At 58.8% G+C, this 23,678-nt stretch carries 25 protein-coding genes; 14 read left to right on the top strand and 11 right to left on the bottom strand.

Annotated features, from left to right (window positions below; translation table 11 throughout):
- The first annotated feature begins 123 nt into the window (after positions 1 to 123).
- The 4 genes from lepA (at position 124) to N7U68_RS06805 (ending at position 3,969) form a co-directional block, all read left to right on the top strand.
- Positions 124 to 1,923 carry a translation elongation factor 4 gene (gene lepA / locus N7U68_RS06820; RefSeq protein ID WP_165197034.1) on the top strand — a complete coding sequence of 600 codons (1,800 nt, stop codon included), beginning with the start codon at positions 124 to 126 and terminating at the stop codon, positions 1,921 to 1,923.
- A gap of 138 nt (positions 1,924 to 2,061) precedes the next feature.
- Entirely contained in the window at positions 2,062 to 3,207 is a 1,146-nt protein-coding gene (locus tag N7U68_RS06815) for a hypothetical protein (protein WP_263048659.1), read from the top strand.
- Between the two features lie 188 nt (positions 3,208 to 3,395).
- Positions 3,396 to 3,581: a CTP synthetase gene (locus N7U68_RS06810; RefSeq protein ID WP_263048658.1), complete on the top strand. Its 186-nt coding sequence runs from the start codon at positions 3,396 to 3,398 to the stop codon at positions 3,579 to 3,581.
- A 112-nt stretch (positions 3,582 to 3,693) separates the two neighbouring features.
- Positions 3,694 to 3,969, top strand: coding sequence for a hypothetical protein (locus tag N7U68_RS06805; RefSeq protein ID WP_241188130.1), 276 nt, complete (start codon positions 3,694 to 3,696; stop codon positions 3,967 to 3,969).
- Positions 3,970 to 4,183: 214 nt separating this feature from the next.
- Here N7U68_RS06805 and N7U68_RS06800 read toward each other — a convergent pair whose 3' ends face one another.
- A complete protein-coding gene (locus N7U68_RS06800) occupies positions 4,184 to 4,390 on the bottom strand; it encodes a cold-shock protein (RefSeq protein ID WP_165197040.1) in 207 nt (68 codons plus the stop codon).
- 196 nt (positions 4,391 to 4,586) lie between these two features.
- On the opposite strand from N7U68_RS06800, the gene N7U68_RS06795 reads away from it, so the two are divergent.
- Complete coding sequence (locus tag N7U68_RS06795) at positions 4,587 to 4,901, top strand: arsenate reductase family protein (protein WP_263048657.1); 315 nt, start codon at positions 4,587 to 4,589, stop codon at positions 4,899 to 4,901.
- Here N7U68_RS06795 and N7U68_RS06790 read toward each other — a convergent pair.
- From N7U68_RS06790 to thrS, 5 genes are all read right to left on the bottom strand, one after another.
- On the bottom strand, positions 4,898 to 5,461 hold the full coding sequence (locus tag N7U68_RS06790; RefSeq protein WP_263048656.1) for a DoxX family protein: 564 nt from the start codon (positions 5,459 to 5,461) through the stop codon (positions 4,898 to 4,900). The genes N7U68_RS06795 and N7U68_RS06790 overlap by 4 nt on opposite strands.
- A gap of 9 nt (positions 5,462 to 5,470) precedes the next feature.
- Positions 5,471 to 6,220 (bottom strand): HvfC/BufC N-terminal domain-containing protein, encoded by a 750-nt coding sequence (locus tag N7U68_RS06785; RefSeq protein ID WP_263048655.1) that lies wholly within the window; start codon positions 6,218 to 6,220, stop codon positions 5,471 to 5,473.
- On the bottom strand, positions 6,217 to 7,086 hold the full coding sequence (gene bufB / locus N7U68_RS06780; RefSeq protein WP_263048654.1) for an MNIO family bufferin maturase: 870 nt from the start codon (positions 7,084 to 7,086) through the stop codon (positions 6,217 to 6,219). The genes N7U68_RS06785 and bufB overlap by 4 nt, the downstream gene beginning before the upstream one ends.
- Positions 7,087 to 7,158: 72 nt before the next feature.
- A complete protein-coding gene (locus N7U68_RS06775) occupies positions 7,159 to 7,458 on the bottom strand; it encodes a BufA1 family periplasmic bufferin-type metallophore (protein WP_165197050.1) in 300 nt (99 codons plus the stop codon).
- A gap of 249 nt (positions 7,459 to 7,707) precedes the next feature.
- On the bottom strand, positions 7,708 to 9,654 hold the full coding sequence (gene thrS / locus N7U68_RS06770) for a threonine--tRNA ligase (RefSeq protein WP_263048653.1): 1,947 nt from the start codon (positions 9,652 to 9,654) through the stop codon (positions 7,708 to 7,710).
- 159 nt (positions 9,655 to 9,813) lie between these two features.
- Here thrS and N7U68_RS06765 point away from each other — a divergent pair, with 159 nt between their 5' ends.
- From N7U68_RS06765 to N7U68_RS06750, 4 genes are all read left to right on the top strand, one after another.
- Positions 9,814 to 10,578, top strand: coding sequence for an alpha/beta hydrolase (locus tag N7U68_RS06765; RefSeq protein ID WP_263048652.1), 765 nt, complete (start codon positions 9,814 to 9,816; stop codon positions 10,576 to 10,578).
- Positions 10,579 to 11,007 carry a VOC family protein gene (locus N7U68_RS06760; RefSeq protein WP_165197056.1) on the top strand — a complete coding sequence of 143 codons (429 nt, stop codon included), beginning with the start codon at positions 10,579 to 10,581 and terminating at the stop codon, positions 11,005 to 11,007. It abuts the gene before it with no gap.
- 17 nt (positions 11,008 to 11,024) lie between these two features.
- Complete coding sequence (locus N7U68_RS06755; protein WP_263049122.1) at positions 11,025 to 11,648, top strand: hypothetical protein; 624 nt, start codon at positions 11,025 to 11,027, stop codon at positions 11,646 to 11,648.
- Between the two features lie 70 nt (positions 11,649 to 11,718).
- A complete protein-coding gene (locus tag N7U68_RS06750) occupies positions 11,719 to 12,429 on the top strand; it encodes an alpha/beta fold hydrolase (protein ID WP_263048651.1) in 711 nt (236 codons plus the stop codon).
- Between the two features lie 41 nt (positions 12,430 to 12,470).
- Here the strand turns inward: N7U68_RS06750 and phaZ are convergent, their stop codons facing one another.
- Complete coding sequence (phaZ, locus tag N7U68_RS06745; RefSeq protein ID WP_165197060.1) at positions 12,471 to 13,748, bottom strand: polyhydroxyalkanoate depolymerase; 1,278 nt, start codon at positions 13,746 to 13,748, stop codon at positions 12,471 to 12,473.
- A gap of 105 nt (positions 13,749 to 13,853) precedes the next feature.
- On the opposite strand from phaZ, the gene N7U68_RS06740 reads away from it, so the two are divergent.
- The 4 genes from N7U68_RS06740 to N7U68_RS06725 all read left to right on the top strand — a co-directional run bounded on the left by N7U68_RS06740 (position 13,854) and on the right by N7U68_RS06725 (position 18,029).
- Positions 13,854 to 15,665, top strand: a complete 1,812-nt coding sequence (locus tag N7U68_RS06740) for a PHA/PHB synthase family protein (protein WP_263048650.1) — start codon at positions 13,854 to 13,856, stop codon at positions 15,663 to 15,665.
- A 131-nt stretch (positions 15,666 to 15,796) separates the two neighbouring features.
- Positions 15,797 to 16,240, top strand: coding sequence for a phasin, PhaP (locus tag N7U68_RS06735; RefSeq protein WP_165197064.1), 444 nt, complete (start codon positions 15,797 to 15,799; stop codon positions 16,238 to 16,240).
- Between the two features lie 230 nt (positions 16,241 to 16,470).
- Positions 16,471 to 17,046, top strand: a complete 576-nt coding sequence (gene phaR / locus N7U68_RS06730) for a polyhydroxyalkanoate synthesis repressor PhaR (protein ID WP_165197066.1) — start codon at positions 16,471 to 16,473, stop codon at positions 17,044 to 17,046.
- Positions 17,047 to 17,063: 17 nt separating this feature from the next.
- On the top strand, positions 17,064 to 18,029 hold the full coding sequence (locus N7U68_RS06725; protein ID WP_263048649.1) for a LysR family transcriptional regulator: 966 nt from the start codon (positions 17,064 to 17,066) through the stop codon (positions 18,027 to 18,029).
- A gap of 38 nt (positions 18,030 to 18,067) precedes the next feature.
- Here N7U68_RS06725 and N7U68_RS06720 read toward each other — a convergent pair whose 3' ends face one another.
- The 3 genes from N7U68_RS06720 to N7U68_RS06710 form a co-directional block, all read right to left on the bottom strand.
- Complete coding sequence (locus N7U68_RS06720; protein WP_263048648.1) at positions 18,068 to 18,973, bottom strand: aminotransferase class IV; 906 nt, start codon at positions 18,971 to 18,973, stop codon at positions 18,068 to 18,070.
- Positions 18,974 to 19,039: 66 nt separating this feature from the next.
- Positions 19,040 to 20,251 carry a DegT/DnrJ/EryC1/StrS family aminotransferase gene (locus N7U68_RS06715; RefSeq protein ID WP_263048647.1) on the bottom strand — a complete coding sequence of 404 codons (1,212 nt, stop codon included), beginning with the start codon at positions 20,249 to 20,251 and terminating at the stop codon, positions 19,040 to 19,042.
- A 107-nt stretch (positions 20,252 to 20,358) separates the two neighbouring features.
- Positions 20,359 to 20,925 carry a cupin domain-containing protein gene (locus N7U68_RS06710; RefSeq protein WP_165197074.1) on the bottom strand — a complete coding sequence of 189 codons (567 nt, stop codon included), beginning with the start codon at positions 20,923 to 20,925 and terminating at the stop codon, positions 20,359 to 20,361.
- A gap of 153 nt (positions 20,926 to 21,078) precedes the next feature.
- On the opposite strand from N7U68_RS06710, the gene N7U68_RS06705 reads away from it, so the two are divergent.
- Positions 21,079 to 22,368 carry a 4-aminobutyrate--2-oxoglutarate transaminase gene (locus N7U68_RS06705; protein ID WP_165197076.1) on the top strand — a complete coding sequence of 430 codons (1,290 nt, stop codon included), beginning with the start codon at positions 21,079 to 21,081 and terminating at the stop codon, positions 22,366 to 22,368.
- 102 nt (positions 22,369 to 22,470) lie between these two features.
- Here the strand turns inward: N7U68_RS06705 and N7U68_RS06700 are convergent, their stop codons facing one another.
- Positions 22,471 to 23,577, bottom strand: coding sequence for a mandelate racemase/muconate lactonizing enzyme family protein (locus N7U68_RS06700; protein WP_263048646.1), 1,107 nt, complete (start codon positions 23,575 to 23,577; stop codon positions 22,471 to 22,473).
- Positions 23,578 to 23,678 lie beyond the last annotated feature (101 nt).

The raw sequence follows: 23,678 nt of genomic DNA, 5'->3' as shown, positions 1-23,678 counted from the left end.
TCGGTCTGCTGCGCGCAGCGCCATCGCGCAGAAAATGGCATTTGCGATGCAGGTCCGCGCCGAAGGGTGCGCGCCCGCTATCCCACCTTGACCAACCCTTATTTCCCATACATATCCCAATCCATGACAGACCTCGCACATATCCGCAATTTCTCGATCGTGGCGCATATCGACCACGGGAAATCCACGCTTGCTGATCGCCTGATCCAGCAGACCAACACGGTTGCCGCGCGGGACATGAAAGAGCAAATGCTCGACAGCATGGATATCGAGCGTGAGCGCGGCATCACGATCAAGGCCCAGACCGTGCGGATCAACTATACCGCCGAGAACGGCGAGGAATACGTCCTGAACCTGATCGACACGCCCGGCCATGTCGACTTCGCCTACGAGGTCAGCCGGTCGATGCGCGCGGTCGAGGGGTCGCTACTGGTCGTCGACAGCACCCAAGGGGTCGAGGCGCAGACGCTGGCCAACGTCTATCACGCGATTGATGCCGACCACGAGATCGTGCCGGTCCTGAACAAGATCGACCTGCCTGCCACCGATTGTGACCGCGTCGCGGAACAGATCGAGGACGTGATTGGGATCGACGCCAGCGGCGCGATCCGGGTCAGCGCCAAGACGGGTCAAGGCATCACCGAAACGCTTGAGGCGATCATCGCCCATCTGCCAGCCCCAAAGGGCGATATTGATGCCCCGCTCAAGGCAATGCTGGTCGACAGCTGGTATGACGCCTATCTCGGGGTGATCGTTCTGGTGCGGATCATGGATGGCAAGCTGAAAAAGGGTGACCGCGTCCGCATGATGCAGAACGGTTCTGTGCATCAGGTTGACCGCATCGGCGTCTTTCGCCCCGCCATGACCACGGTCGAGGCCTTGGGCCCCGGCGAGATCGGATTTATCACCGCGTCGATCAAACAGGTCCGCGATACCAAGGTGGGCGACACCATCACGCTGGACAAGGCCCCGTGCGAGAAACCGCTGCCGGGGTTCAAACCTTCTGTACCGGTGGTGTTCTGTGGTCTCTTTCCCGTCGACAGTGCCGAATTCGAGGACCTGCGCGACGCGATCGAAAAGCTGGCGCTGAACGATGCCAGTTTCAGCTACGAGATGGAAACCTCCGCCGCCCTCGGGTTCGGCTTTCGCTGCGGTTTCCTCGGCCTCCTGCACCTAGAGGTGATCCGCGACCGGATCGAGCGCGAATATGACATCGAACTGATCACCACAGCGCCAAGCGTGATCTACAACATCTACATGAAAGACGGGACGATGGCGCCGCTGCACAATCCCGCCGACATGCCGGACATGAGCACCGTCGACCATCTGGAAGAACCGCGGATCAAGGCGACCATCCTTGTGCCCGACGATTACCTCGGTGACGTGCTAAAGCTGTGTCAGGACCGCCGCGGCATCCAGATGGACCTGACCTATGCCGGGTCGCGCGCGATGGTGGTCTATGATCTGCCGCTCAACGAAGTGGTGTTCGATTTCTACGATCGCCTGAAATCAGTGACCAAGGGCTATGCGTCATTCGACTATCAGATGGTCGGCTACCGCGAGGATAATCTGGTCAAGATGTCGATCCTCGTGAATGACGAACCGGTTGATGCGCTGTCGATGATGGTCCACCGCGACCGGGCCGAGATGCGCGGTCGCGCGATGGTCGAAAAGCTAAAGGACCTGATCCCCCGCCACATGTTCAAAATCCCGATTCAGGCCGCGATTGGCGGCAAGGTGATCGCGCGCGAAACCCTGTCGGCGATGCGCAAGGACGTGACGGCCAAATGCTATGGCGGCGACGCGACGCGGAAAAAGAAGCTGCTGGAAAAGCAGAAGGCCGGTAAGAAAAAGATGCGCCAGTTCGGCAAGGTGGATATCCCGCAGGAAGCGTTTATCAGCGCGCTAAAAATGGACAGCTAAAGCTGTCCGGTTTTTGCGCGCAGTGCGGGTAAGCGATTGGCGTGGGTGATTGCGGCCGCACCCCGGTGGGATGGGGCGCACTTTACTTGAAGATGGACGGGTGAGGCGGTACCTTCCTAGTATTGGAGGATGCTGCTTATGGTTAAAGGTGTGAAGTCAGCAAAGAAGGGAAGGACAGTACGCAACTTTCCCGCATCAACATTCGTCGACGCAGAAGAATTTGCTCATGCGGTGTTTGACGTCGGCGGTGGGCAAGCCGTGAAACGATTAACTCTATTTGATCAGATGGGCAAAAGCCCTGATAGTGGCCCAAGCCGAATGATGATCACAAACTCTGGCAAATATGGTTTGACGACCGGTAGCTATAAAGCAGAAGAAATTTCACTAACTTCTGATGGTCTCAAGGTTGTTTCAGAACAAATCGCAGCACGAGAGAAAGAGCGCGCAAGAATAGATTTAGCCATACTAGGCGTTACTCCCTTCAAGGGAGTGTATGAATCTTTAATTGGAAATAAATTACCTGCATCTGCGGTCCTCGAAGATCGAATCAAGGAATTTGGAGTTGCTGACGGTTCAGCCAACGAAGCTGTAGATACGTTAATCGTCAACTTGCGTGACGTTGGGCTACTAAAGACACTGTCGGGTGCAGAGCGTGTCATAACTGTCGACGCAAGACTCGATGAACTTCCAGCTACTTCAGGTTCGAGTAACCTGCAAGGTGATTTACAGGACTCTCTGAGTACTACCGTTTCACCTGCCGCCACTATGATAACGTCCACCCATGCCAGTTACGAGGCCAGTTGTTTCTATATAACGCCGATCGGGCAACCGGGTTCACCCGAGCGAAAACATGCTGACATGTTCGCTACTTCTATTGTCGAGCCCGCTTTAAAGTTTTCTAAACTGAAATTGGTCCGGGCCGACGAGATCGAATCTCCAGGGCTAATTACTAAACAGATTATTGAATATTTGGTTCATTCCAGATTGGTAGTGGCTGACCTTTCATTCCACAATCCAAACGTTTTTTATGAATTAGCTGTACGCCATATGCTGAGAAAGCCGACGGTACAAATTATGAGGAAGATTGATCGTCTACCATTCGACGTGGCGCAAAATCGCACAGTAATAATCGACGAAGAAGACAAATATGATTTAATTGCAAAGATGCCCACGTTCATTGCAGATTTAAGTGCTCAAGCTCGTCAAGCCTTGGAGGCAGACACTTCAGATAACCCAATTTCAGTTTTTGTGCCAGGGTTGCAGTCAAAGATTATCATGCAATAGATATAGAATCGAACTGCCAAATCTCCGATTTGGCAGCGCCTGAACCGCCCCCACGGGGCGGGCGCGGGTGGTTGGGGCGGGCGGTGCGGTTTATACAAGCGCAAAAACCCGTCTCACCTGACCCAGATCAAAGCCCGACAACCTGTCCCATGCCATACCCCCCTCCACCACCACCACAGGAGGCACCAATGGGCTGGCTGATCACTGTTTTACACCTCTTCATCGGCGCGACTTTGGCCGGGATCGGCATCATCGCGGCGCTGGTGATGGGCCATGCCAGCGTGCCCGTCCTGCTGGGCGCGGCGCTGGTGGGGTTCGTGGCCGCAGCCCCGGTTTCATGGCTTCTGGCGCGCAAACTGCTGCGCCGGGACTGAAACCACCGCAAAGAACGCACTGTTTTGCCCAAAGAAATTGACAGGCGCACCTGCTCGTATACCATGCATAGTGAACACCTGTGCGATACCAACAACATAATGAGGGACAGACATGCGCCTCCTGCCAACACTTTCCACGGGCCTTGCCCTGGCTTTCCTCGCGGCCTCGCCCGCCGCTGCTGACGGTCCGACGCTCTACCCGTATGCGACCAACGTGAACTACTGCCCGGCGGGCCTGCAGCCCATCGTGCTGAACGGTGTAATCTGCTGTGGCCAGCCGACGACCAGCGTTTCCTACCAGCAAGTGATGAAGCATCCGCGCCGCGCGAAAAAACGTCACTATTCGGCACGCACCCATTGCCCCGTCGGCACCAAGGGCTGCTCGTAACTCATACAACCAACCATCCCGCGCGGCAGCTACAACCGGCGCGGATCACAAGGGGCGTGCCGACGGGTGCGCCCTTTGCTGTTTGGCTGGCTTTGGGGCGCTTGTCCGCATCTGCCTGCCGGTCGCTGAGGCGATAGATCATCCATGCCCCCGGCGCATAAACTGCGCGGGGTGCGAGGGTATTCTTGTCCCCCGTGAACGGGGGGATCAGAACCTAGAGCGGTTTAATATCCGACGCCATCTCTCGTCCGTCGCGGCCCGCCTGAAGGTCGTACGAGACCTTCTGATTGTCTGCCAGACCGGTCAGCCCGGATTGTTCTACGGCCGAGATATGTACAAACACATCCTTGCCGCCTTCATCGGGTGCAATGAACCCGTAACCTTTGGTGGTGTTGAACCATTTCACGGTGCCAGTTGGCATTCCGCTTCTCCTTCTTGTCGTCATCCCGGAGGTGATGCCGGGCCATGCAGGAGGGTTCGGGCGCAATCAGCGCGCACGGGTAATTTAGCCCCCACTGCGGTATGAATGATTGCATGCACTTCGCAAAAATCAAGTAAAACAGCGTGAAGTTTTGTTGTCACTGCATTAGGAAGTGCGAAAATCAGAGGACGATCAGATGAAACTCTATGGGCTGAAAACCTGTGATACATGCCGCAAGGTATTGAAAGCATTGCCTGATGCGGTTCTGAAAGATGTCCGCGCGGATGGCGTTCCGCCCGATGTTCTGGCTGCGGCTCATGCCCAATTTGGCGCCGCTTTGCTCAACACACGTTCAACCACATGGCGCGGTCTGAGTGCAACCGAGCGTGAAGAACCGTCGTTGGATTTGCTCGCGCGGTACCCGGCATTGATGAAACGACCCCTGATTGACGTGGATGGCACGCTCTATCTGGGCTGGGGGGCAGATGTTCAGGCGGCGCTGCGCGGCTAGGCCGTGGTTGTGCGGCGCACCAGCACCCGGTCCAGCGATAGCGGTCCCGCACCTTGGATCACCAATACGATCAACAAAAACAGCCAGAACGCCCGCTGATCCATCAGCAGGCCGTCCGAATAGCGGTCAAACCACGCATCGTTGGCCGCCATTCCGAGCTTGACCCCGTGGGCAAAGACATCGGTGAGCGACTGCACGATCACGAAGCCGATCATACCAATCGCCGCCAATCGCGTCATCAGACCAACCACGATCAGCAGCGGCAGCAGGATTTCGGCCCAGCCACCGGCCACGGCAATCACCTTTTGCAGGAATGTCATCTGGTCGACGTCATACAGAACAGCCTCGGCAGCCTTGGGGAATATCTGGGCAAAGGCCCCGTCCGTCGGCGTCAGCCATCCCCCGATCCCCTGATCAAAGGCGATCTTGGACACGCCCGATTGCCAGAAGTAATAGAACAGCACCCCCGCAAATATGATCCGGGCCAGCGTGGGAACCAGCCAGTCCTGACGCTCCAGCGTGGCGGTCAACGAACGGTAGATACTGAAAATATGCGTCATTGCGCGCTCCTAATATTCTGCCGAAGTGATGGCGTTGCCGGCCAGCATCAGCCCCAGAACTGCCGTCAGATCGAACTCTGTGGCGCTGCGCTGCGCTGTCTCGGCAGCGTCGCCTAACGTGCGCCCTGCCATCAGGGCCTCAATGAAATCCGCTCCACCGGGGAGCAGCAGATGCGGCAGGGGGTCAAATTCGGGTCGGGTTATCATCACATCCTGCGAGGCGGGGCGTGGCTTGGGGTGGCCATCGCGCGCGTTATACGCCCACAGATCAAAGAGCGGCCAAGGCGAGCGCAAGACGCGCAGCGCAGGGGCAAAACCCAGCCGTAAGTCACCCAGTTGTTCTGCTGGTATCTCTGCCAGCCGCTCCGCCGGGATCGGTACGGCGTCGGCAGCGTGATAGGATTGGCGGATCGCCATTTCCAATGTGGCCACATCATGCAGATAGCCCAGATGCGCCAGCGGTTCAAAATTCCTCAGAAAGACAGGGAAATCGCTGCCATATTGAAACAGCACCGGCGATGTCGGCGGATGGCGGCGCAGGAACACGCCGCTGATGGCCTGAAAATTCTCTTCGCCCAGCAGTTTTCGGATTACCGGGAACCCGGTTTGCAGAACTTCCGTCAAACCTACCGCCACATTATTGCGGTAAACGTCAAACCGCGCACCAGCGACCCGGCCCAAACCGTCGGTTAACCCAACTGGCGCAGGGCGGGTGGCGTCAAAAATCGCCTCGCGGAACTGGGCCTGACCGACGCTCATTCGGCGGCGACTTTGCGCAGGTGGCTCAGGGCGTGCCCGGCGCGGGCGGCTTCTGCTTCCAGCTCGGCCCACGGCGGAATGTCGTCGTCACGCTCGATTAGGACCGGCAGCGGGCCGGTGCACGCTAGGGTCTCATCCAGCAAATCCCAGACCGGTTCGGCGATAGCGTGGTCATGGCTGTCGATTAGCAGCGGATCACCGTGGTCGTCGGCATCCTCGTGATGGCCGCCAAGATGGATCTCGCCGACCGCGCCCACCGGGAACGCATCCAGATAGGCACGCGCATCCATTTGCAGGTTTGTGGCCGAAACAAAGACATTGTTCACATCCAAGAGCAGCCCACAGCCGGTACGGCGGGTAATTTCTGCCAGAAACTCGGTCTCGGGCATCGTGCTCTCGTCAAAGGCCAGATAGCTTGACGGATTTTCCAGTAGCATCTGCCGCCCCAGAACCGATTGCACCTCGTCGATGTGATCGGCCACGCGGACGACGGTCGCGGGCGTATAGGGCAGGGGCAGCAGATCATTCAGGAATGCACTGTCGTGGCTGGACCATGCCAGATGTTCGGAAAAACTGGCTGGGTTCAGCCACTGGCACAGATGTTTCAGCCGCGCCAGATGATCGGGGTCCAACCGACCCTCTCCACCGATGCTGAGGCCGACTCCATGCACGGAAATCGCATATTTTTCCGCCAGATGACGCAGCTGCGCCAAGGGACGTCCGCCATCGCCCATATAGTTTTCCGCATGAATTTCGAACCACTCTACCGAACCGGGATTTTCACGGATGCCCTGAAAATGCTGAGGCTTGTAGCCAACGCCGGGGGCGTGGGGCAGGGCAGTTCTCTGGGCGGATGCGTCGGGCATTTTGGGCCTCGGGATTTTGGGGCGAAATCAAACGGGGCATATGCAGGCGTACCCGCACATGCCCCTGACAGGTTACGCAGGCAGGTCGCGCGACAGTTCCTCGGTCGAGCCGGTGCGCGCTGTGCCATCCGCCATCGCGGGCAGCTCAATCTCGGCGCAGGTGCCAGCATCGACCAGCGTCCACGCATTGCCCTGATAATCTACTTTCGACGTCCCCTTGCAGGTCGTGCCTTCGCCAGCGGCGCAATCGTTTTCACCGGCCAGCGACACGCCATAGCATTTCTCTTTTTCCATCGCGGCAGCGGTCGAGGTTTGCGCGGCGAGGGCTGCGGTCACGGCGCCTGCGATGGCAACGGTTTTCATCATGGACATATCTTGGGTCTCCCTTAGTGGTTACTGTCGTGTCGCCGGGGGCACCATTGCCCGCCGTTGTTGAGGCGATGACCAAAACATAGATGCAGGCCTGCTCACGACGCCAATCACGAGCGCGTCAGACACATATCCGTCAGCGCATCGTGTGATCGGTTTCCATAAGATGGACTGAAAACAATGGGATTTTTGGAGAATGCCGTGAGATCGGCGTAATAATCGTGCCAATCTCACAGCGAAAAACCGCGATTGTTACAGTAGATCGGGCGGCGTCGCGCCTTGCGCCAGATCATTTGTTACATCGCTCAGGGCCTCGACACTGGTTTGCTTCTCGCCCAGACGTCGGACAGAAACGGTACCTTCTTCGACCTCGCGCATACCGCAGGCCAGAATCACCGGCACCTTGCCAACCGAATGTTCGCGCACCTTGTAATTGATCTTCTCGTTGCGGATGTCGGCCTCGGCACGGATACCTTTGCTGCGCAACTGTGCCACGACGTCATGCACATAATCGTCCGCCTCGGACACGATCGAGGCAACCACCACCTGACGCGGTGCCAGCCAGAAGGGTAGTTTGCCCGCGTGTTCTTCGATCAGGATGCCGATGAACCGCTCGAAACTGCCCAATGTCGCGCGGTGCAGCATAACGGGGCGATGTTTGCCCCCGTCTGCGCCGATATAGGTGGCATCCAGCCGCTCTGGCAGGACGAAATCCACCTGATGGGTACCGCATTGCCAATCCCGGCCAATCGCATCGGTCAGCACAAACTCCAGTTTTGGCCCGTAGAACGCGCCTTCGCCGGGGTTCAGTTCTGGCTCGATCCCCGCCGCGCGGGTGGCGCTGAGCAGGGCAGCCTCGGCCTTGTCCCAGACGTCATCGGACCCCGCTCGCATGTCGGGCCGGTCCGAGAATTTGACCTTGAACTGCTCGAAACCAAGATCGCGATAGACCTCTGACAAAAAGCGTATGAATTCGGCGGTCTCAGATTCGATCTGGTCCTCGCGGCAGAAAATATGCCCGTCATCCTGCGTAAAGCCACGCACACGCATGATCCCGTGCAGCGCGCCGGACGGCTCGTACCGGTTGCACGACCCGAACTCGGCCATGCGCAGCGGCAGATCGCGGTAGGATTTCAGCCCCTGATTGAAAATCTGTACGTGACACGGACAGTTCATCGGCTTCAGGGCATTCACGGCCTTCTCGCGCGCGTGTTCCTCGTCCACTTCGACGACGAACATATGCTCCTGATACTTTTCCCAGTGTCCCGACTGTTCCCACAGCTTGCGGTCCACCACTTGCGGGGTGTTCACCTCGACATAGCCGCCTGCGCGCTGCTTGCGGCGCATGTAATCCTGCAATTGCGTGTAGATGGTCCAGCCATTGGGATGCCAGAAAATCTGCCCTCGGGCCTCTTCTTGCATATGAAACAGGTCCATCTCGCGGCCCAGCTTGCGGTGGTCGCGCTTGGCGGCCTCCTCCAGCATGTGCAGATGCGCCTTTAGCTTGTCCTTGCCGGTAAAGGCGACGCCATAGATGCGTTGCAGCATCTCGCGGTCACTGTCGCCGCGCCAATAGGCCCCCGCCACGCTCATCAGCTTGAATGCGTCGCCGGGCAATTGGCCGGTGTTTTGCAAATGTGGGCCACGACACAGGTCTTGCCAGTCGCCATGCCAATACATGCGCAAAGGCTCGTCACCGGGGATCGCCTCGATCAGCTCGACTTTGAACGGCTCACCGTTGTCGCGGTAGTGCTGGATCGCGCGATCGCGTTCCCAGATTTCGGTGCGAACCGGGTCGCGCGCCGCGATGATCTCGCGCATCTTTTTCTCGATCCGGCCCAGATCTTCCGGGGTGAACGGCTCTTTGCGGTCAAAGTCATAATACCAACCGTTATCAATCACCGGCCCAATGGTCACTTTCACATCAGGCCAGATTTCTTGCACGGCGCGCGCCATCACATGCGCCAGATCATGGCGGACCAGCTCATTTGCTTGTGCCTCGTCCTGCATGGTGTGAATGGCGATCTGTGCATCGGCGTCGATGGGCCATTGCAGATCCCAGTGGCGACCATCAACCGTGGCGGAAATCGCCTTTTTCCCCAAGGATTTGGAAATATCTGCGGCGACTTGGGCAGGGGTTATGCCCGCGTCAAATTCGCGTGCATTGCCATCGGGAAAGGTAAGGGAGATTTGGGCCATCTTGGGCGCTCCTCGTCAGTTTGGCGCCTACAAGTGCGCCCGGTTGCGGGTTGGGTCGTGCCCATATGGCTGGGGCATCCCCAAAGGTCAAGCGCGCCCTTGCGCCCGTATCCTACTGGGGTGAGACTGCGACCAGCAAAACACGGACAGGGACAGCGAATGACAGACCAGACACAGTATCTGACAACACCGCAGGGGCGGCGCATCGCCCATGTTCAGGTGCCCGGCGCCGGTCCGGGCGTCGTGTTCCTAGGCGGGTTCAAATCCGACATGCAAGGGACCAAGGCCATACATCTGCAAGCATGGGCAGAACGCACAGGGCGCGCCTTCCTGCGATTGGATTACTCCGGTCACGGCCAATCCTCGGGCGCATTCACCGATGGCTGCATCGGCGATTGGGCCGAGGATGCGCAGGCTGTCATTTCCGAACTGACAACGGGACCGCAGGTGCTGGTCGGCTCGTCGATGGGCGGCTGGATATCGTTGTTAACCGCTCGCGCGATGACGCCACGCATCGCGGGGCTGGTTACGATCGCGGCTGCCCCCGATTTTACCGAAGACAGCATGTGGGCGGGCTTTGATTCCACCCAACGGGCCGGGTTGCAAAACGAGGGACAGATAGCGCTTCCCAGCGAGTATGGAGAGCCCTATATCATCACCCAAAAGCTGATCGAGGACGGCCGCGCGCATTTGGTGCTGCGCCAGCCTTTACAACTCGCCTTTCCTGTTCGATTTCTACAAGGCACCGCCGATCTGGATGTGGATAAGTCGGTCGCTTTGCGCCTGTTAGAACATGCAACAGGCCCGGATATGCGCCTGACACTGGTTGATGGCGCCGATCACCGATTCTCGGATGTGGACTGCTTGGCGCTGATCGAAACAGCCGTCGAGGATGTGATCGCGCGTAGCGAAAGGAATACCTGAATGGAACAACGTATCTCTTTGATAACGCTGGCCGTACGCGATGTTGCACAATCGGCCGCATTCTATGAATCGATGGGTTGGACGCGGGTGGATAGCCCGGATGGAATCGTGGTCTTCGATCTGATCGGGCAAACGCTGGGCCTATACCCTCGGGCTGATCTGGCCCGCGATATGGGGCTTGAAGAAAACGATCTGGGAACCGGTGCCACCACACTGGCCTACAACGTGCGCGACAAACAGCAAGTGGCGCAGCTACTGGACCGTGCCCGCGACGCCGGTGCCCGTATTCTCAAACCTGCACATGACGTGTTCTGGGGCGGGCATATCGGCTATTTCGCTGACCCCGATGGCCACATCTGGGAAATCGCCCATAACCCATTCTCTCCGCTGTCGGATGAGGGTGCGTTTCGCTGGAACGGCTATAGCTGATGCGCAAACCCGCCAGCATGTGGAGCCTTGAAACCTTCGGCAGGGTCCGCCTGAGCAGGCATTTCTACATGCGCGATTTCCTGTATTCGGAAATCGGCAATTTCCACCGCATCCAGAACATCCCGGAAAACCCTGATCTGGCGATCGAAAACGGCCGCCAGCTTTGCGAACACCTGCTTGACCCGCTGGAAGAGACGTTCGGGCGTATCGCCATCCGCTCGGGCTATCGCAGTCCCGACCTGAATCGCTATGGCAACGAGAACAAACTGAACTGCGCCCGCAATGACGCCAATTATGGCCACCACATCTGGGATCGCGGCGATCCCGCACAGCGCGGGGCCGGCACGTCACTGGTGATCCCGTGGTTCGCGGATCAGTACGCGCAAGGCCGCGATTGGCGCGATCTGGCGTGGTGGATACACGACCATCTGCCATTTTCCGATCTGTGGTTCTTTCCAAAACTCTGCGCGATGAACCTCAGCTGGCGCGCTGATCCCCGCCGCCTGATCGCCAGCTATATCGCCCCCAAGGGGACGCTTCTGGCGCAGGGCGATGACCCGCCGGAATCGCTCGCGGTGCGGCGTGCCCGTTATGTGGACTTTCCAGCCTTTCGTGGCATCGCATACCCCTCAGGCAGTTGACCCATAGCGGCATTGTGGCAATGTGTGCGCAAAGCAAACGAGGCAACGCCCGGGCAGAAGGAAAACAGGCATGCAGGAACCATTGGTGTTTTTGCCGGGGATGATGTGTGACGCGCGGGTGTTCGGCCCTCAACTGGCCGCACTCAGCACCGAAATGGCGGTGACGGTCGCACCGATCACCCAAGGCGACCGGATCGAGGAAATCGCGTCGAACCTGCTGGATGTGTTGCCGCGCAAATTCGCGCTGGCGGGGCTGTCGCTGGGGGGCATCGTCGCGATGGAGGTGCTGCGCCGCGCGCCCGACCGCGTCAGCCGGATCGCGTTGATGGACACCAATCCGCTGGCTGAGACGCCGCAATCTTCGGCCAATCTGGAACCGCTGATCATCAAGATTCGCGCAGGCAAACTGACGGAATTCGTGGATGGCATTCTGCGGCCCGACGTTCTGGCCCCCGGGCCGGGCCGGGCCGAGGTGATGGCGCTGGCGCAGGACATGGCCGCACATCTGGGTGCGACCGTGCTCTTGCGGCAGGTGCGCGCGATGCAGCGGCGGCGCGATTACCAGTCCGTGTTACGGCGTTGCAAGACGCCGGCATTGGTGCTGTGTGGTGAACATGACGGGCTGACACCGATCAAACGGCACAAGTTCATGGCCGATCTCATCCCCTATGCGCAGTTAGAGGTGATCGGAGGGGCCGGGCACCTGCCGACACTGGAACGCCCCGACGAGACCACACAAGCGTTGCGTACGTGGATGAAGCAGCCGCTGGTGTTGCAGTGATCTCGCGATAGGGTGGGGTCAGCCCCACCCTAGACAGGATTTCAGGCCGCAGCGTTCTTGTTCGCCGGCTTGCTGGCCGTCTTGCGGTCGCCGCTATTGGCATCAATGAATTCCAGCACCAGAGGCCGGATATTGTTGCGCCAGCTTTTGCCGGCGAAAATGCCGTAATGCCCGGCTTCAGGCTCCAGATGGCTGGCTTTCAGCGACTCCGGTAACCCGGTGCACAGATCAAGCGCGGCAACACATTGGCCGGGGGCCGAAATGTCGTCCTTGCCGCCTTCGACGGTCTTGACCGCGACGTTGGTGATCTTGCCCATGTCGACCTTGCGACCGGCAACTGTGAATTCGTTCTTGGCGATTTCCAGCCCCTTAAAGATACGCTCGACCGTTGACAGGTAAAATTCGGCGGGCATGTCCATCACGGCAAGGTATTCGTCGTAGAACTTGTTGTGCTTGTCGTGGTCGCCATCCTCGCCACGGGCAACCCGTGCGATCTGGTCTGTAAAGGCTGCGGCGTGTTTTTCACTATTCATCGAGATGAATGATGCCAGTTGCAGCAGGCCGGGATAAACCATGCGACCAACACCCGGATACTTGAACCCGACGCGCTGAATCATCGTCTCTTCCAGCTGACCCATCGTCACACGACGGCCAAAATCTGTCACTTCGGTCGGGCTGGCATCAGGATCAACCGGCCCACCGATCAGGGTCAGCGAACGCGGCTGCGCCTCCGGCTCTTCCTCGGCCAGCAGAGCAGTCGCCGCCAATGCCAACGGCGCTGGCTGGCACACGGCGATCACATGGGTATCCGGGCCCATGGCGCGCATGAATTCCGTCAGATAGAGCGTATAATCCTCGACGTCGAATTTACCTGCGCTCACGGGAATATCACGCGCGTTGTGCCAGTCGGTCACAAACACCTCGCAATCGACCAGCAGGCTTTTGACGGTCGATCGCAGCAGAGTCGCATAATGGCCCGACATCGGCGCGACCAGTAGAACGCGCCGCTTCATCGGCTTGCGGCCGGGAACGGCAAAGTGGATCAGGTCGCCGAACGGCTTTTCAACGACGGTGTCGATGCTGACCAGATGATCCTTGCCGTCCTCGCAGGTAAAGGTGTGAATGCCCCAGTCCGGCTTTGTGACCATGCGCTGGAATGTACGCTCCGTGACTTCACCCCACGCCGAAATCCACTGAAACGCAGGGTTTGGAGTCATACTGAAGATCGGATAAGATGCCATGGAAAGCGCGGTGGCTCCAAGCCACTGGTTCGTGTTACGGAGGGTTTCCATCAGATCGTATGTGGCCATATAGCGCATGAATATCTCCTAAGGTCGCGGTGCCCGATTCTTGGTGTCGCGGTGCCCCTCCCGACAAAACGACGTAATGCTGCATAGCAGAAAGATTAAGGGGAAACCATTCAAATGACAACGCAAGAGGGCGCGATGGGCGAGAACCTTGAAAAGATGAATGCAAATCTGGAGCGGGTCGAAGAGCTATCTCAGCGGTTGATCGAAGCATTGTCCAAGAAAAACCCAGCCAACGCCGCGCTTAGCGGTCCCAGTCAGGATCTCTTTGCCAAGGCGGCAATGTCATACTGGTCCGAGGCCTTGGAAAACCCCGGCAGGATCTACGAACAGCAGTTGGAATACTGGGGTAAATCGGTCCGTCATTTCATGGATTCACAGCAGATGTTGCTCAAAGGGGAGCATGCTCAGGCCCCCGGCGAAGCCAAGGATCGTCTCAAGGATAAACGCTTTTCCAACCCGATGTGGGATACCAACCCCTACTTCAATCTGGTGCGCGAGCAGTACCAGCTCAACGCCGAGGCAATCGCGCAGGCGGTGGCGGATGTTGATGACCTCGCCCCAAAGGAGAAACGGCGGCTCGAATATTTCTCGCAACAGATCATTGATATGATGTCGCCGACCAATTTTCTGGGCACCAACCCCGATGCGCTGGAACGCGCCGTCGAGACGGACGGCGAATCGCTGGTTAAGGGGCTGGAGAACCTTGTCGCCGATCTAGAGGCCAACAATGGCGAAATGGTTGTGCGACTGGCGGATGAAAGTGCCTTTAAAATTGGCGAAAACATTGCCACCACGCCGGGCGAGGTGGTCTATCGCAATGACGTGATGGAACTGATCCAATACGCACCGACAACCGACGAGGTGCACGAGATACCGCTGGTGATCTTTCCGCCGTGGATCAACAAATTCTACATTCTTGACCTCAAGGAACAGAATAGCCTGATCAAATGGATCACCGATCAGGGCTATACACTGTTTGTCGTCTCGTGGTTCAATCCGGATGCAAGCCACGCCCATATCGGCATGGGCGATTACATTGAACAAGGGTTCCTGACAGCCGTGCGCGAAGCCCGCGCAATCGCCGGAACCAAGCAGGTCAATGCTGTTGGATACTGCATCGCGGGTACGACATTGCACATGACGCTGTCGCTGATGGCCAAGCGCAAGGATACCAGCATCAAATCGGCTACGTTCTTTACCGCGCTCACGGATTTTTCCGAGCAGGGCGAGTTTACGCCGTTTCTTCAGGACGATTTCATCGACGGGATCGAGGAGGAAGTCGCCGAACAGGGCGTTCTGCGCGCCTTCATCCTTGGCCGCACCATGTCGTTCCTGCGCTCCAACGATCTGATTTATCAACCGGCAATCAAGAGCTACATGCTGGGCGAACAGCCCCCGGCCTTTGATCTGCTCTACTGGAACGGGGACGGGGCCAACCTGCCGGGCGCGATGGCGGTCGAGTACCTGCGCAACCTGTGTCAGCGCAATGCGTTCGTCACCGACGGTATCAATGTGTTGGGGGAGAAACTGCATATCAGTGACGTCAAGGTGCCGCTGATGTCGATCACCTGTCAGACCGACCACATCGCACCGTGGAAGGATTGCTACCGCGGGTTTCAGCAGACCGGAGCGAAGGACCGTACCTTTATCGTATCGGAATCAGGCCACATCGCAGGGATCGTGAACCCACCCAGCAAGAAGAAATATGGCCATTACACCAATGCTGACATCAAAGGTACGCCCGATGAATGGCTGGACGGGGCCAAACGGCATGACGGTAGCTGGTGGCCCCGCTGGGAAGCGTGGCTGCGCAAGCGTTCTGGCAAGAAGGTCGCGGCGCGTCAGCCCGGTGATTCTGACCATCCGCCCATCTGCCCGGCCCCCGGAACCTATGTAACCCGCAAGGCTAACGAGGGTGTTTCTTAGTCTATTCAGCAGCTTATGAAATTTATGCTGCAATGCAGAAAAAATCCTTGAAATGCCGCGCTGCAGCATGCATATTGTTTGCAGACGCAGCAAAGCGGGATCGGCCCGCAAGCGATGAAAGGATTAACCAGATGGCTAAGCAACAAGACTTCACCGCCGCGATGAAAGACATCATGGGCGCATTCCCCGTCGACACCAAAGCGATGGAAGACGCATTCAAGAGCCAAGCCGCTCTGAATGAAAAACTGTCGGGCGTTGCCCTGGACGCAGCCGAGAAATCGGCAGAAATCTCCAGCGCATGGACCAAATCGACTCTGGCAAAACTGTCGGACATGTCGAAAGCCAAAGCAGAGCCCGCCGACTACGCCAAAGCAATGACCGATTTCGCATCGGCCAACGCTGAAGTGGCAGCCGAAAACATGGCCGCTTTCGCTGAAGTAGCGAAAAAAGTGCAAATGGAAACCGTTGAACTGATGATGTCCGCAGGCCGCGACATTCAGGCTGACGCTTCCAAAGCAGTGAAAAAAGCGACCGACGACATGACGGCAGCTGCTAAAAAAGCGACCACGAAGTAAGAAAACATCAGAGCGCACCATTGCTCCTCCCTGCGATGGTTGCGAACGGATGAGGGCGAGCCGTATCGGCTCGCCCTTTCTTTTTGCTGCGCATGCGTCTAGGATTTTCTGCACTGCTGCATTTTCAGAACGTTTTTTGAAACCCATGCAGCACTTGAAAGATGCGCCCGCATGTCGGCATGATGCTGTTGCAGGTAGCTGCTGAAACGCTCTAGGGAAGGAAACCTAACGTGGCCGACACCCCAAAACCTCTTCTGATCAAGCGGTACGCCAGCCGTCGGCTCTATAACACCGAGACGTCTGACTACGTGACGCTCGAAGATATCAGCCAATTCATCCGCGACGGGCGCGAAGTACAGATCATCGACCTGAAATCAGGCGATGACCTCACGCGGCAATACCTGCTTCAGATCATCGCCGAACACGAAAGCCGCGGCGAAAATGTGCTGCCGACCAACGTATTGAATGATCTGGTGCGTAGCTACACCACGCAGGCCTCCAGCGTCGTGCCCGAGTTTCTTCAGGCCAGCTTCGAAATGCTGCGCGACGGTCAGTCCAAGATGCTGGAAAACATGACCAAATCCAACCCGATGGCAGCAATGCCCGGCATGGAAGCCATGCGCGCCCAGCAAGAGGCTTTTTTCAAGGCAATGACCGGCGGCCTTGGGCCGATGGGCACCACGGTCGAGCCTGACAAGGCAGAGCCAAAAGCCAGCAAAAACGACAAGCGCAGCGATGACAATCTCGACGAGATCAAACAGCAGCTCGCCGAACTGCAACGCAAACTGTCCAACCTTGGCAACTAACGAGATCAGGCGCTGCAATGGTTGATAGCCCGGGCCGGATCACGCTTTGGGGGATCGAGGTCTTTATGGCCGCTGCTGACGAGCGGTCCATTTCGGCCGCCGCCCGCCGTCTGGGGGCCAGCCCGTCGACGGTCAGTCAACAGCTGACCAATCTCGAAACCGCCGTGGGCGCGACGCTGCTACAACGCAATTCGCGCCCCGTCCGGCTGACCCGCGCGGGTGAAATCATGCACCGCCGCGCACAGGCAATCCTCAACGAGGCCGCACAGGCACGCGCCGAACTGGCGATGTCCGATCTGGCGATGTTGACCCGGTTTCGCCTAGGTATGATCGAGGATTTCGAGGCCGACGTCACGCCAAAGCTGCTGACTCACATGGCGGGTGAACTGAAAAGCTGCCAGTTCCTGCTGGAAACCGGACCCAGCCACAGCCTCTACGATCTGCTCGACGCGCGCGCGCTCGACGTGATCGTGGCCGCTGAAGTGGGCGGCGAGGCGGATTGGGTCGAAGTTCATCCCCTGATGCGCGAAAGCTTCGTCGTCGCCACGCCCAAAGGCATGATAAATCCCGAAAAGGACGTGCTGCGCCAGCTGAAACGCGCGCCGATGGTGCAATACACCCAACGGCATTACATGGGCCGTCTCGTGACGTCGCATCTGGCTCGTCAGAACATCTCGTTACCGCACCGGTTCGAACTGGACAGCTATCACGCGATCCTTGCCATGGTCGGGCAGGGGAGTGGCTGGACCATCCTGACACCGCTGGCGTTGATGCGCGCGCGCCGCTTTGCCGATCAGATCGACGTGCTGCCCCTGCCGTTCGAACCGCTCAGCCGCACCATCAGCCTGACCGCCCGCAAGGGAATCCTACAGGACATGCCCGCGCAGGTCGCCGCGACGTTGAAACCGATACTTGAGGCCAGCATTGTCACCCCGGCCATCGCCCGGCACCCCTTTCTTCAGGGTGAGATCAAAGTGCTGTAACAGCGCGCCCATGCTGTGCATCGTTCCAGAACCACTCATCACCCCGGATAGTCGATTTCGGTGCGGTATGCCGGATCGGCCAGACGTTCAAAATATTGTGCCCGCAGTGCCGTGGCCACTGGTCCGGCGGCCCCGTTGGAAAATCGCCGTTCGCCGATCTGTGCCACCGGAATGATGCCGCCGCCGGAGGTCGACAGAAACACTTCGTCGGCTTCCATCAGCTCTGCAATCGGCAGCGCGCGGCTCTCGACATCCATGCCATTGGCCGCACACATCTCCATCGCGTTCTTGCGGGTGATCCCGTGCAGCACACCGTCCTGCGGCGTCACGACCGAACGACCCTTTACAGCAAAGACGTTAAATCCCGGCCCCTCGGTGACGTTGCCTGCATCATCGGGCAGCAGAACCGTGTCAAACCCGGCCTCCTTGGCCTCGAACAGCCCTTGGGTGAAATCGCCCCAGTGATAGTTTTTCGCCAACGGATTGACGCTGTTATGCGGTATGCGCCTGACAGTGTCGGACAGCCAGATGCGCGCGCCGGCGTCTGCCACGTCGGGTTTGATCACATGCACATAAGGCACGCACCAGCCGTAAAAGTGATTGGCACACTCGCGCGGATCGCGACTGCCCGGTATCATCGGGGTGCCACGCGCTGCGACCATCGCCACATAGGCGCGGCGCAGGCCGGATTGCGCGACCATATCGGTCAACGCGCGCGTGATTTCCGTGCGGTCCATACCGATATTCATGTGACACGCCGCTATAGAGGCCTCGAACCGGTCCAGATAATCAACCAGTCGGAAAAACGCGCCGTCCCAGACCGGCACCACGTCATAAGTCACATCCGAGTGGGTCACGGCCCAGTCGGTGACGCCAATCGTCGCCTCTGCGATCGGCACGATACGGCCTTTGATCCACGCCGCGCCGTTGCTGAAATCGGTCATCTCAATATCCCCCTCGCGCACCCAGAGTGGCGCGAGGGAACGTACAGCACAAGGTGTGACTGCGGATCAGGTGCCGTAACGTGCCTCGGGGCCCATCACGTCGGTCGCGGCGCCCAGCAGCGCGCCGATGATCACGTCCAGTTCGGCGCGTGTCAGGCGCGCGGGCAGGCGGGTATCGCAGGCCGACATCAGCATCGCACGGGTTTGCGGCAGGTCTGGTACGTCACCGGGAATAAAGCGCCAGTTCCAGAAGGCGCGCGCGTTATCCGTCGACTGGCCGAACACCTGCACTTTGACCCCGCGCGCGGCGGCAGCGGCGGCAAAGCCGCTGGCGGCGGTGTCGTCCATATCGACCAGATTGAACTGGATCGAATCTGGCGCGCGTTCTTCGGGGGCCAGTGGCGGCGGCACATCCAGCCATGGGCTGCGGCTAAGCTGCTCTGCCACATAGTCGTGATTGGCACGCCCGTCACGCACCCGGCGTGGGATCTCGTCCAGTTGCGGGCGGATGATGGCCGCACTCAGGTTGCTCAAACGCAGGTTGTAGAGCGGCAGTCGATTTTGCCAACGCGCAAAGGCAGCAGCAAGGTCAGGGTCCGTCCCGGCAATGTGCTTGGCCCAATTATGTTCATATGCCCCTGACATGATAATCGCGCGGGCGACCAGATCGGCGTCGTCGGTGATCATGATCCCACCTTCGCCCGCGTTCACCAGCTTGTAGGACTGGAAACTGAAACAGCCCATGCGGCCCAGCGTCCCGATGTTACGCCCATGCCAGCGCGTGCCCAGCGAATGTGCCGCGTCCTCAATCACCGGGATGCTGCGTGCATCACACAGCGCCATGATTGCATCCATGTCCGAGGTGTGGCCGCGCATGTGGCTGATGATGACCGCGCTGATGTCCGCGTCCAACTTGGCCGCAAAATCATCCATGTCGATGCGGTAATTCGCTCCCACTTCGCACAGCACCGGCAGGCAATCCGCATGCAGAACCGACGACGGCACCGCGGCAAAGGTAAAGGCCGGGATCAGAACCCGTGCATCGCGCGGCAGGTCCAGCGCCTTGAGCGACAAAAATAGCGCTGCGGAACATGATGAGACCGCCAGTGCGTATCTGCTGCCCATCAGCGCGGCAAACTCGTGCTCCAGCAGGGCCACGGGCGCATCCTGCGGCGCGGTATAGCGGAACAGGTCGCCCGATTGCAGCATCGTATCGATGGCCGCGCGGGCGGCTTCGGGGATCGGCTCGGCGTCATAGGTGTTGGGCGCAAGTGTCATGTTTTTATTTTTTCCGAAAGTTACTTTCGGGAAATCTTAAACCAGTTGCACCCCAACCAAAAGTGAAATTTGCGCGACACCGCGTCGCGCGCGGAAAGGCGCGCGGCTCAGAAGGTCGGTGGGGTGCAGGCGCTGATGACTTCGCACCGCTCTGGCCCGACCTGCCGGAACCGGTGGGGCGTGCGACTGTCGAAATAATACGCGTCACCCGGCCCCAGAACCTTGCGCTGGTCGCCTACAGTTACTTCGACGCGCCCCTTGACCACGATCCCGCCCTCTTCGGCCTCGTGTCCGATCATGCCCCGCCCGGTATCGGCACCGACCTCATAGGTTTCTTTCAAAATCATCATCGCCCGACCAAATAGCGTCGCGCCCACTTGTTTCAGTGATACGCCGTTCTTGCCGATCTCGGTCAGGTCTTCTGCGGCATAAAATACCTTGCGCTCTGCCTCTGGCTGATAGGCGAAAAACTCTGACAGGCCGACGGGGACCCCCTCCAGGATACGCTTTAGCGCGGCAACCGACGGGTTCACTTTGCCTGCCTCTATCAATGATATGGTCGAGTTCGGCACCCCCGAACGTTTGGCCAACGCGCGCTGGGACAGGCCTGCATGTATTCGCAATGCGCGTAGTCGCAAACCGAGTTCAATATCATCCGGTGGGGTGTTCGACATGTTCAGTACTTTCAACACTTGGCCTGCGACCCCATGTAATTCAGCGGCTTGCACTGCGCAAGAAATCCTCTTTTGTGTTTGCTCGAAACACCATATTGTCCGCAGATCAAAATCAGGGCAGCCGCGCTGCCCGAACACCTGAAAGGAAGCACTATGTTGAACGCAGACATCGCAAAGCGCCGCGAGGCTGCCGTCAGCCAGGGCGTGGGCATGATGACCCAGATCTATGTGGATCGTGCCGAGAATTCCGAAGTTTGGGATGTCGAAGGCAACCGCTACATTGATTTCGCCGCCGGCATCGCGGTGGTCAATACAGGCCATTGCCATCCAAAGGTCATGTCCGCTGTCGCAGAACAGGCCGCGCGCTTTACCCACACCTGCCATCAGGTCCTGCCATACGAAAACTATGTCCGTCTGGCCGAACGCCTGAACGAAAAGGTGCCGGGCAATTTTGACAAGAAAACCGTTTTCGTCACCACCGGTGCCGAAGCAGTCGAAAACGCCATCAAGGTTGCGCGTATCGCGACTCAGCGTCCGGCGATCATCGCCTTTGGTGGTGCGTTCCACGGTCGGACCTTCATGGGCATGTCCCTGACAGGCAAGGTTGTTCCATATAAAAAGGGCTTCGGCGCGATGATGCCCGACGTCTATCACGTCCCGTTCCCGGTCGAATTGCACGGCACTGGTGTAGACGAGGCATTGGGCGCGCTGACCAAGCTGTTCAAGGCTGATCTTGACCCTAGCCGCGTCGCGGCGATCATCATCGAGCCAGTTCAGGGCGAGGGTGGTTTCTATCCCGCCCCGGCAGAACTGATGCGCGGGTTGCGCGCCCTGTGCGACGAGCATGGCATCGTCATGATCGCGGACGAAGTGCAAACCGGTTTTGCCCGTACCGGGCATCTGTTCGCGATGGAAGGCTACGACGTGGCCGCAGACATCACCACGATGGCCAAGGGCCTTGCCGGTGGCCTGCCGCTGGCGGCGCTGACCGGACGCGCGGACCTGATGGATGCGGCGCATCCCGGCGGTCTGGGCGGTACCTATGGCGGTAACCCACTGGGGATCGCGGCGGCCAATGCCGTTCTCGACGTGATTGAAGAAGAGGACCTGTGCAACCGCGCCAACGAGCTTGGCTCGCGTTTGAAGCAGCGCCTCGAATCGATCCGCGCCAGCACGCCAGAGATGATCGATGTGCGCGGCCCCGGCTTCATGGTTGCGGCAGAGTTCAACACCGCTGATGGCAAATCGCCGAACCCCGATATGGTGAACGCGATCCGCGCCGAGGCGCAAAAGCGTGGCCTGATCCTACTCAGCTGTGGTGTTTACGGTAACGTCATCCGTTTCCTCGCGCCGATCACAGTGCAGGACGAAGTGTTCGCCGAGGGGCTTGATATCCTCGAGGCGTCGATTGCCGCAGTGCGCAAGCAGGCCAAAGCGGCGTGATCTGACAGCAAATGCATTCAAAAGGCCCGCGTGGAGCGATCCGCGCGGGCCTTTATTCGTTCAGATATTGGCCGCGCACACCGTCACGCGGAATCAAAGCCCCTATCGGTCCAATTCACTTATCCTATACGCGGCCTTCGCCAGCCACTCGGGGTTAACCTCAAGCCCCCAGCCCGGCGCATCCGTGACGGTCGCATGGCCGTCAACGATCTCGTAGGGGTCATTGACGAAAATCTGGTCCTGCCAAGGGTAGTAATCCAGCCCCTCGATCGAGAACTCCAGATATTTGCCCGCGTTCGGGATGGCCCGCAGCAGGTGCATGGTGAACATCGTCACCATCGACAGGTTCGCCGCATGTGGCGTGATCGGCATTCCGGCCTCTTCGGCCATTTTGCAGACCTGCAACGTCCGGCTGATGCCGCCCAGATAGCAGATGTCGGGTTGGAGGATATCCACCACGCGCCCGTCGATCATGCCACGCCAGTTGGCCATCATGCAGTCTTGCTCACCGCCCGTCACATCAATATCCAGCGTATCGGTCACTTCCTTGGTCTGGGCGAACTCCCAGTAGGGGCAAGGCTCTTCGTAGTGCGAAATGCCGTGCTGCTCCAGCATCCGGCCAACTTCGATGGCACGTTTGGGCGAATAACATGAATTGGCATCGACCAGCAGCGCAATGTCCTCGCCCATCGCGCGGCGCATGGTCGGGACGATCTCTTCGGTGCGGCCCTCCCATTCGTCCACGTCATGGCCGACCTCGGCGCCGATGCGAAACTTGAACGCATCAAAACCCTTCTCGTCGCGCAGTCGAACCAGACGATCAGCCTCGTCTTGCGGGGTGATGTCGCGCTTCATTGACGAACCGTAGGCGCGCACCGTGCCCGGCGTGCCGCCGATCAGAGCGCAGACCGGCTTGTTCTCGCGCCGACCGCGCAGGTCCCACAGTGCGGTATCCAGCCCGCCCATCGCGCGCCGCAGATAGGATCCGGGAAATTTATGCTCGCGGTCACGCACGGTTTCCAGAATAGCGTCGATATCGCCCGAGTCCCGGTCCAGTGCATAGGGAGCCACCTGTCGATGCACCACATGCGCGGTAATGTCGGCATAATAGGGCGCGACCTGGCCCCAGCCCTGTGCGCCATCCTCTGTGGTGACACGGGTAAAGCAGATGAATTCGTCAGAGAAGGTTTCGATAGAGGTGATTTTCATGGGACATCCGGCGCAATTTTGAGAACTGACGGGGCATCGGACCTACGCAATACCGACGCAATACCGACGTGATACTGGCATTGACCATAAGCAGAATTGGA

The sequence above is a fragment of the Roseovarius pelagicus genome (genome assembly GCF_025639885.1).
In the GTDB taxonomy this organism is placed as follows: Bacteria; Pseudomonadota; Alphaproteobacteria; order Rhodobacterales; family Rhodobacteraceae; genus Roseovarius; species Roseovarius pelagicus.
The sequence above is the reverse complement of the archived record's forward strand: the minus strand, read 5'-3'. Positions and strand labels throughout refer to the sequence as shown.

Excerpts from the sequence above, each read along its gene's own strand:
- lepA (WP_165197034.1), top strand. The coding sequence starts at position 124 with ATGACAGACCTCGCACATATCCGCAATTTCTCGATCGTGGCGCATATC.
- N7U68_RS06815 (WP_263048659.1), top strand. The coding sequence starts at position 2,062 with ATGGTTAAAGGTGTGAAGTCAGCAAAGAAGGGAAGGACAGTACGCAAC.
- N7U68_RS06810 (WP_263048658.1), top strand. The coding sequence starts at position 3,396 with ATGGGCTGGCTGATCACTGTTTTACACCTCTTCATCGGCGCGACTTTG.
- N7U68_RS06805 (WP_241188130.1), top strand. The coding sequence starts at position 3,694 with ATGCGCCTCCTGCCAACACTTTCCACGGGCCTTGCCCTGGCTTTCCTC.
- N7U68_RS06800 (WP_165197040.1), bottom strand. The coding sequence starts at position 4,390 with ATGCCAACTGGCACCGTGAAATGGTTCAACACCACCAAAGGTTACGGG.
- N7U68_RS06795 (WP_263048657.1), top strand. The coding sequence starts at position 4,587 with ATGAAACTCTATGGGCTGAAAACCTGTGATACATGCCGCAAGGTATTG.
- N7U68_RS06790 (WP_263048656.1), bottom strand. The coding sequence starts at position 5,461 with ATGACGCATATTTTCAGTATCTACCGTTCGTTGACCGCCACGCTGGAG.
- N7U68_RS06785 (WP_263048655.1), bottom strand. The coding sequence starts at position 6,220 with ATGAGCGTCGGTCAGGCCCAGTTCCGCGAGGCGATTTTTGACGCCACC.
- bufB (WP_263048654.1), bottom strand. The coding sequence starts at position 7,086 with ATGCCCGACGCATCCGCCCAGAGAACTGCCCTGCCCCACGCCCCCGGC.
- N7U68_RS06775 (WP_165197050.1), bottom strand. The coding sequence starts at position 7,458 with ATGTCCATGATGAAAACCGTTGCCATCGCAGGCGCCGTGACCGCAGCC.
- thrS (WP_263048653.1), bottom strand. The coding sequence starts at position 9,654 with ATGGCCCAAATCTCCCTTACCTTTCCCGATGGCAATGCACGCGAATTT.
- N7U68_RS06765 (WP_263048652.1), top strand. The coding sequence starts at position 9,814 with ATGACAGACCAGACACAGTATCTGACAACACCGCAGGGGCGGCGCATC.
- N7U68_RS06760 (WP_165197056.1), top strand. The coding sequence starts at position 10,579 with ATGGAACAACGTATCTCTTTGATAACGCTGGCCGTACGCGATGTTGCA.
- N7U68_RS06755 (WP_263049122.1), top strand. The coding sequence starts at position 11,025 with ATGTGGAGCCTTGAAACCTTCGGCAGGGTCCGCCTGAGCAGGCATTTC.
- N7U68_RS06750 (WP_263048651.1), top strand. The coding sequence starts at position 11,719 with ATGCAGGAACCATTGGTGTTTTTGCCGGGGATGATGTGTGACGCGCGG.
- phaZ (WP_165197060.1), bottom strand. The coding sequence starts at position 13,748 with ATGCGCTATATGGCCACATACGATCTGATGGAAACCCTCCGTAACACG.
- N7U68_RS06740 (WP_263048650.1), top strand. The coding sequence starts at position 13,854 with ATGACAACGCAAGAGGGCGCGATGGGCGAGAACCTTGAAAAGATGAAT.
- N7U68_RS06735 (WP_165197064.1), top strand. The coding sequence starts at position 15,797 with ATGGCTAAGCAACAAGACTTCACCGCCGCGATGAAAGACATCATGGGC.
- N7U68_RS06725 (WP_263048649.1), top strand. The coding sequence starts at position 17,064 with ATGGTTGATAGCCCGGGCCGGATCACGCTTTGGGGGATCGAGGTCTTT.
- N7U68_RS06720 (WP_263048648.1), bottom strand. The coding sequence starts at position 18,973 with ATGACCGATTTCAGCAACGGCGCGGCGTGGATCAAAGGCCGTATCGTG.
- N7U68_RS06715 (WP_263048647.1), bottom strand. The coding sequence starts at position 20,251 with ATGACACTTGCGCCCAACACCTATGACGCCGAGCCGATCCCCGAAGCC.
- N7U68_RS06710 (WP_165197074.1), bottom strand. The coding sequence starts at position 20,925 with ATGTCGAACACCCCACCGGATGATATTGAACTCGGTTTGCGACTACGC.
- N7U68_RS06705 (WP_165197076.1), top strand. The coding sequence starts at position 21,079 with ATGTTGAACGCAGACATCGCAAAGCGCCGCGAGGCTGCCGTCAGCCAG.
- N7U68_RS06700 (WP_263048646.1), bottom strand. The coding sequence starts at position 23,577 with ATGAAAATCACCTCTATCGAAACCTTCTCTGACGAATTCATCTGCTTT.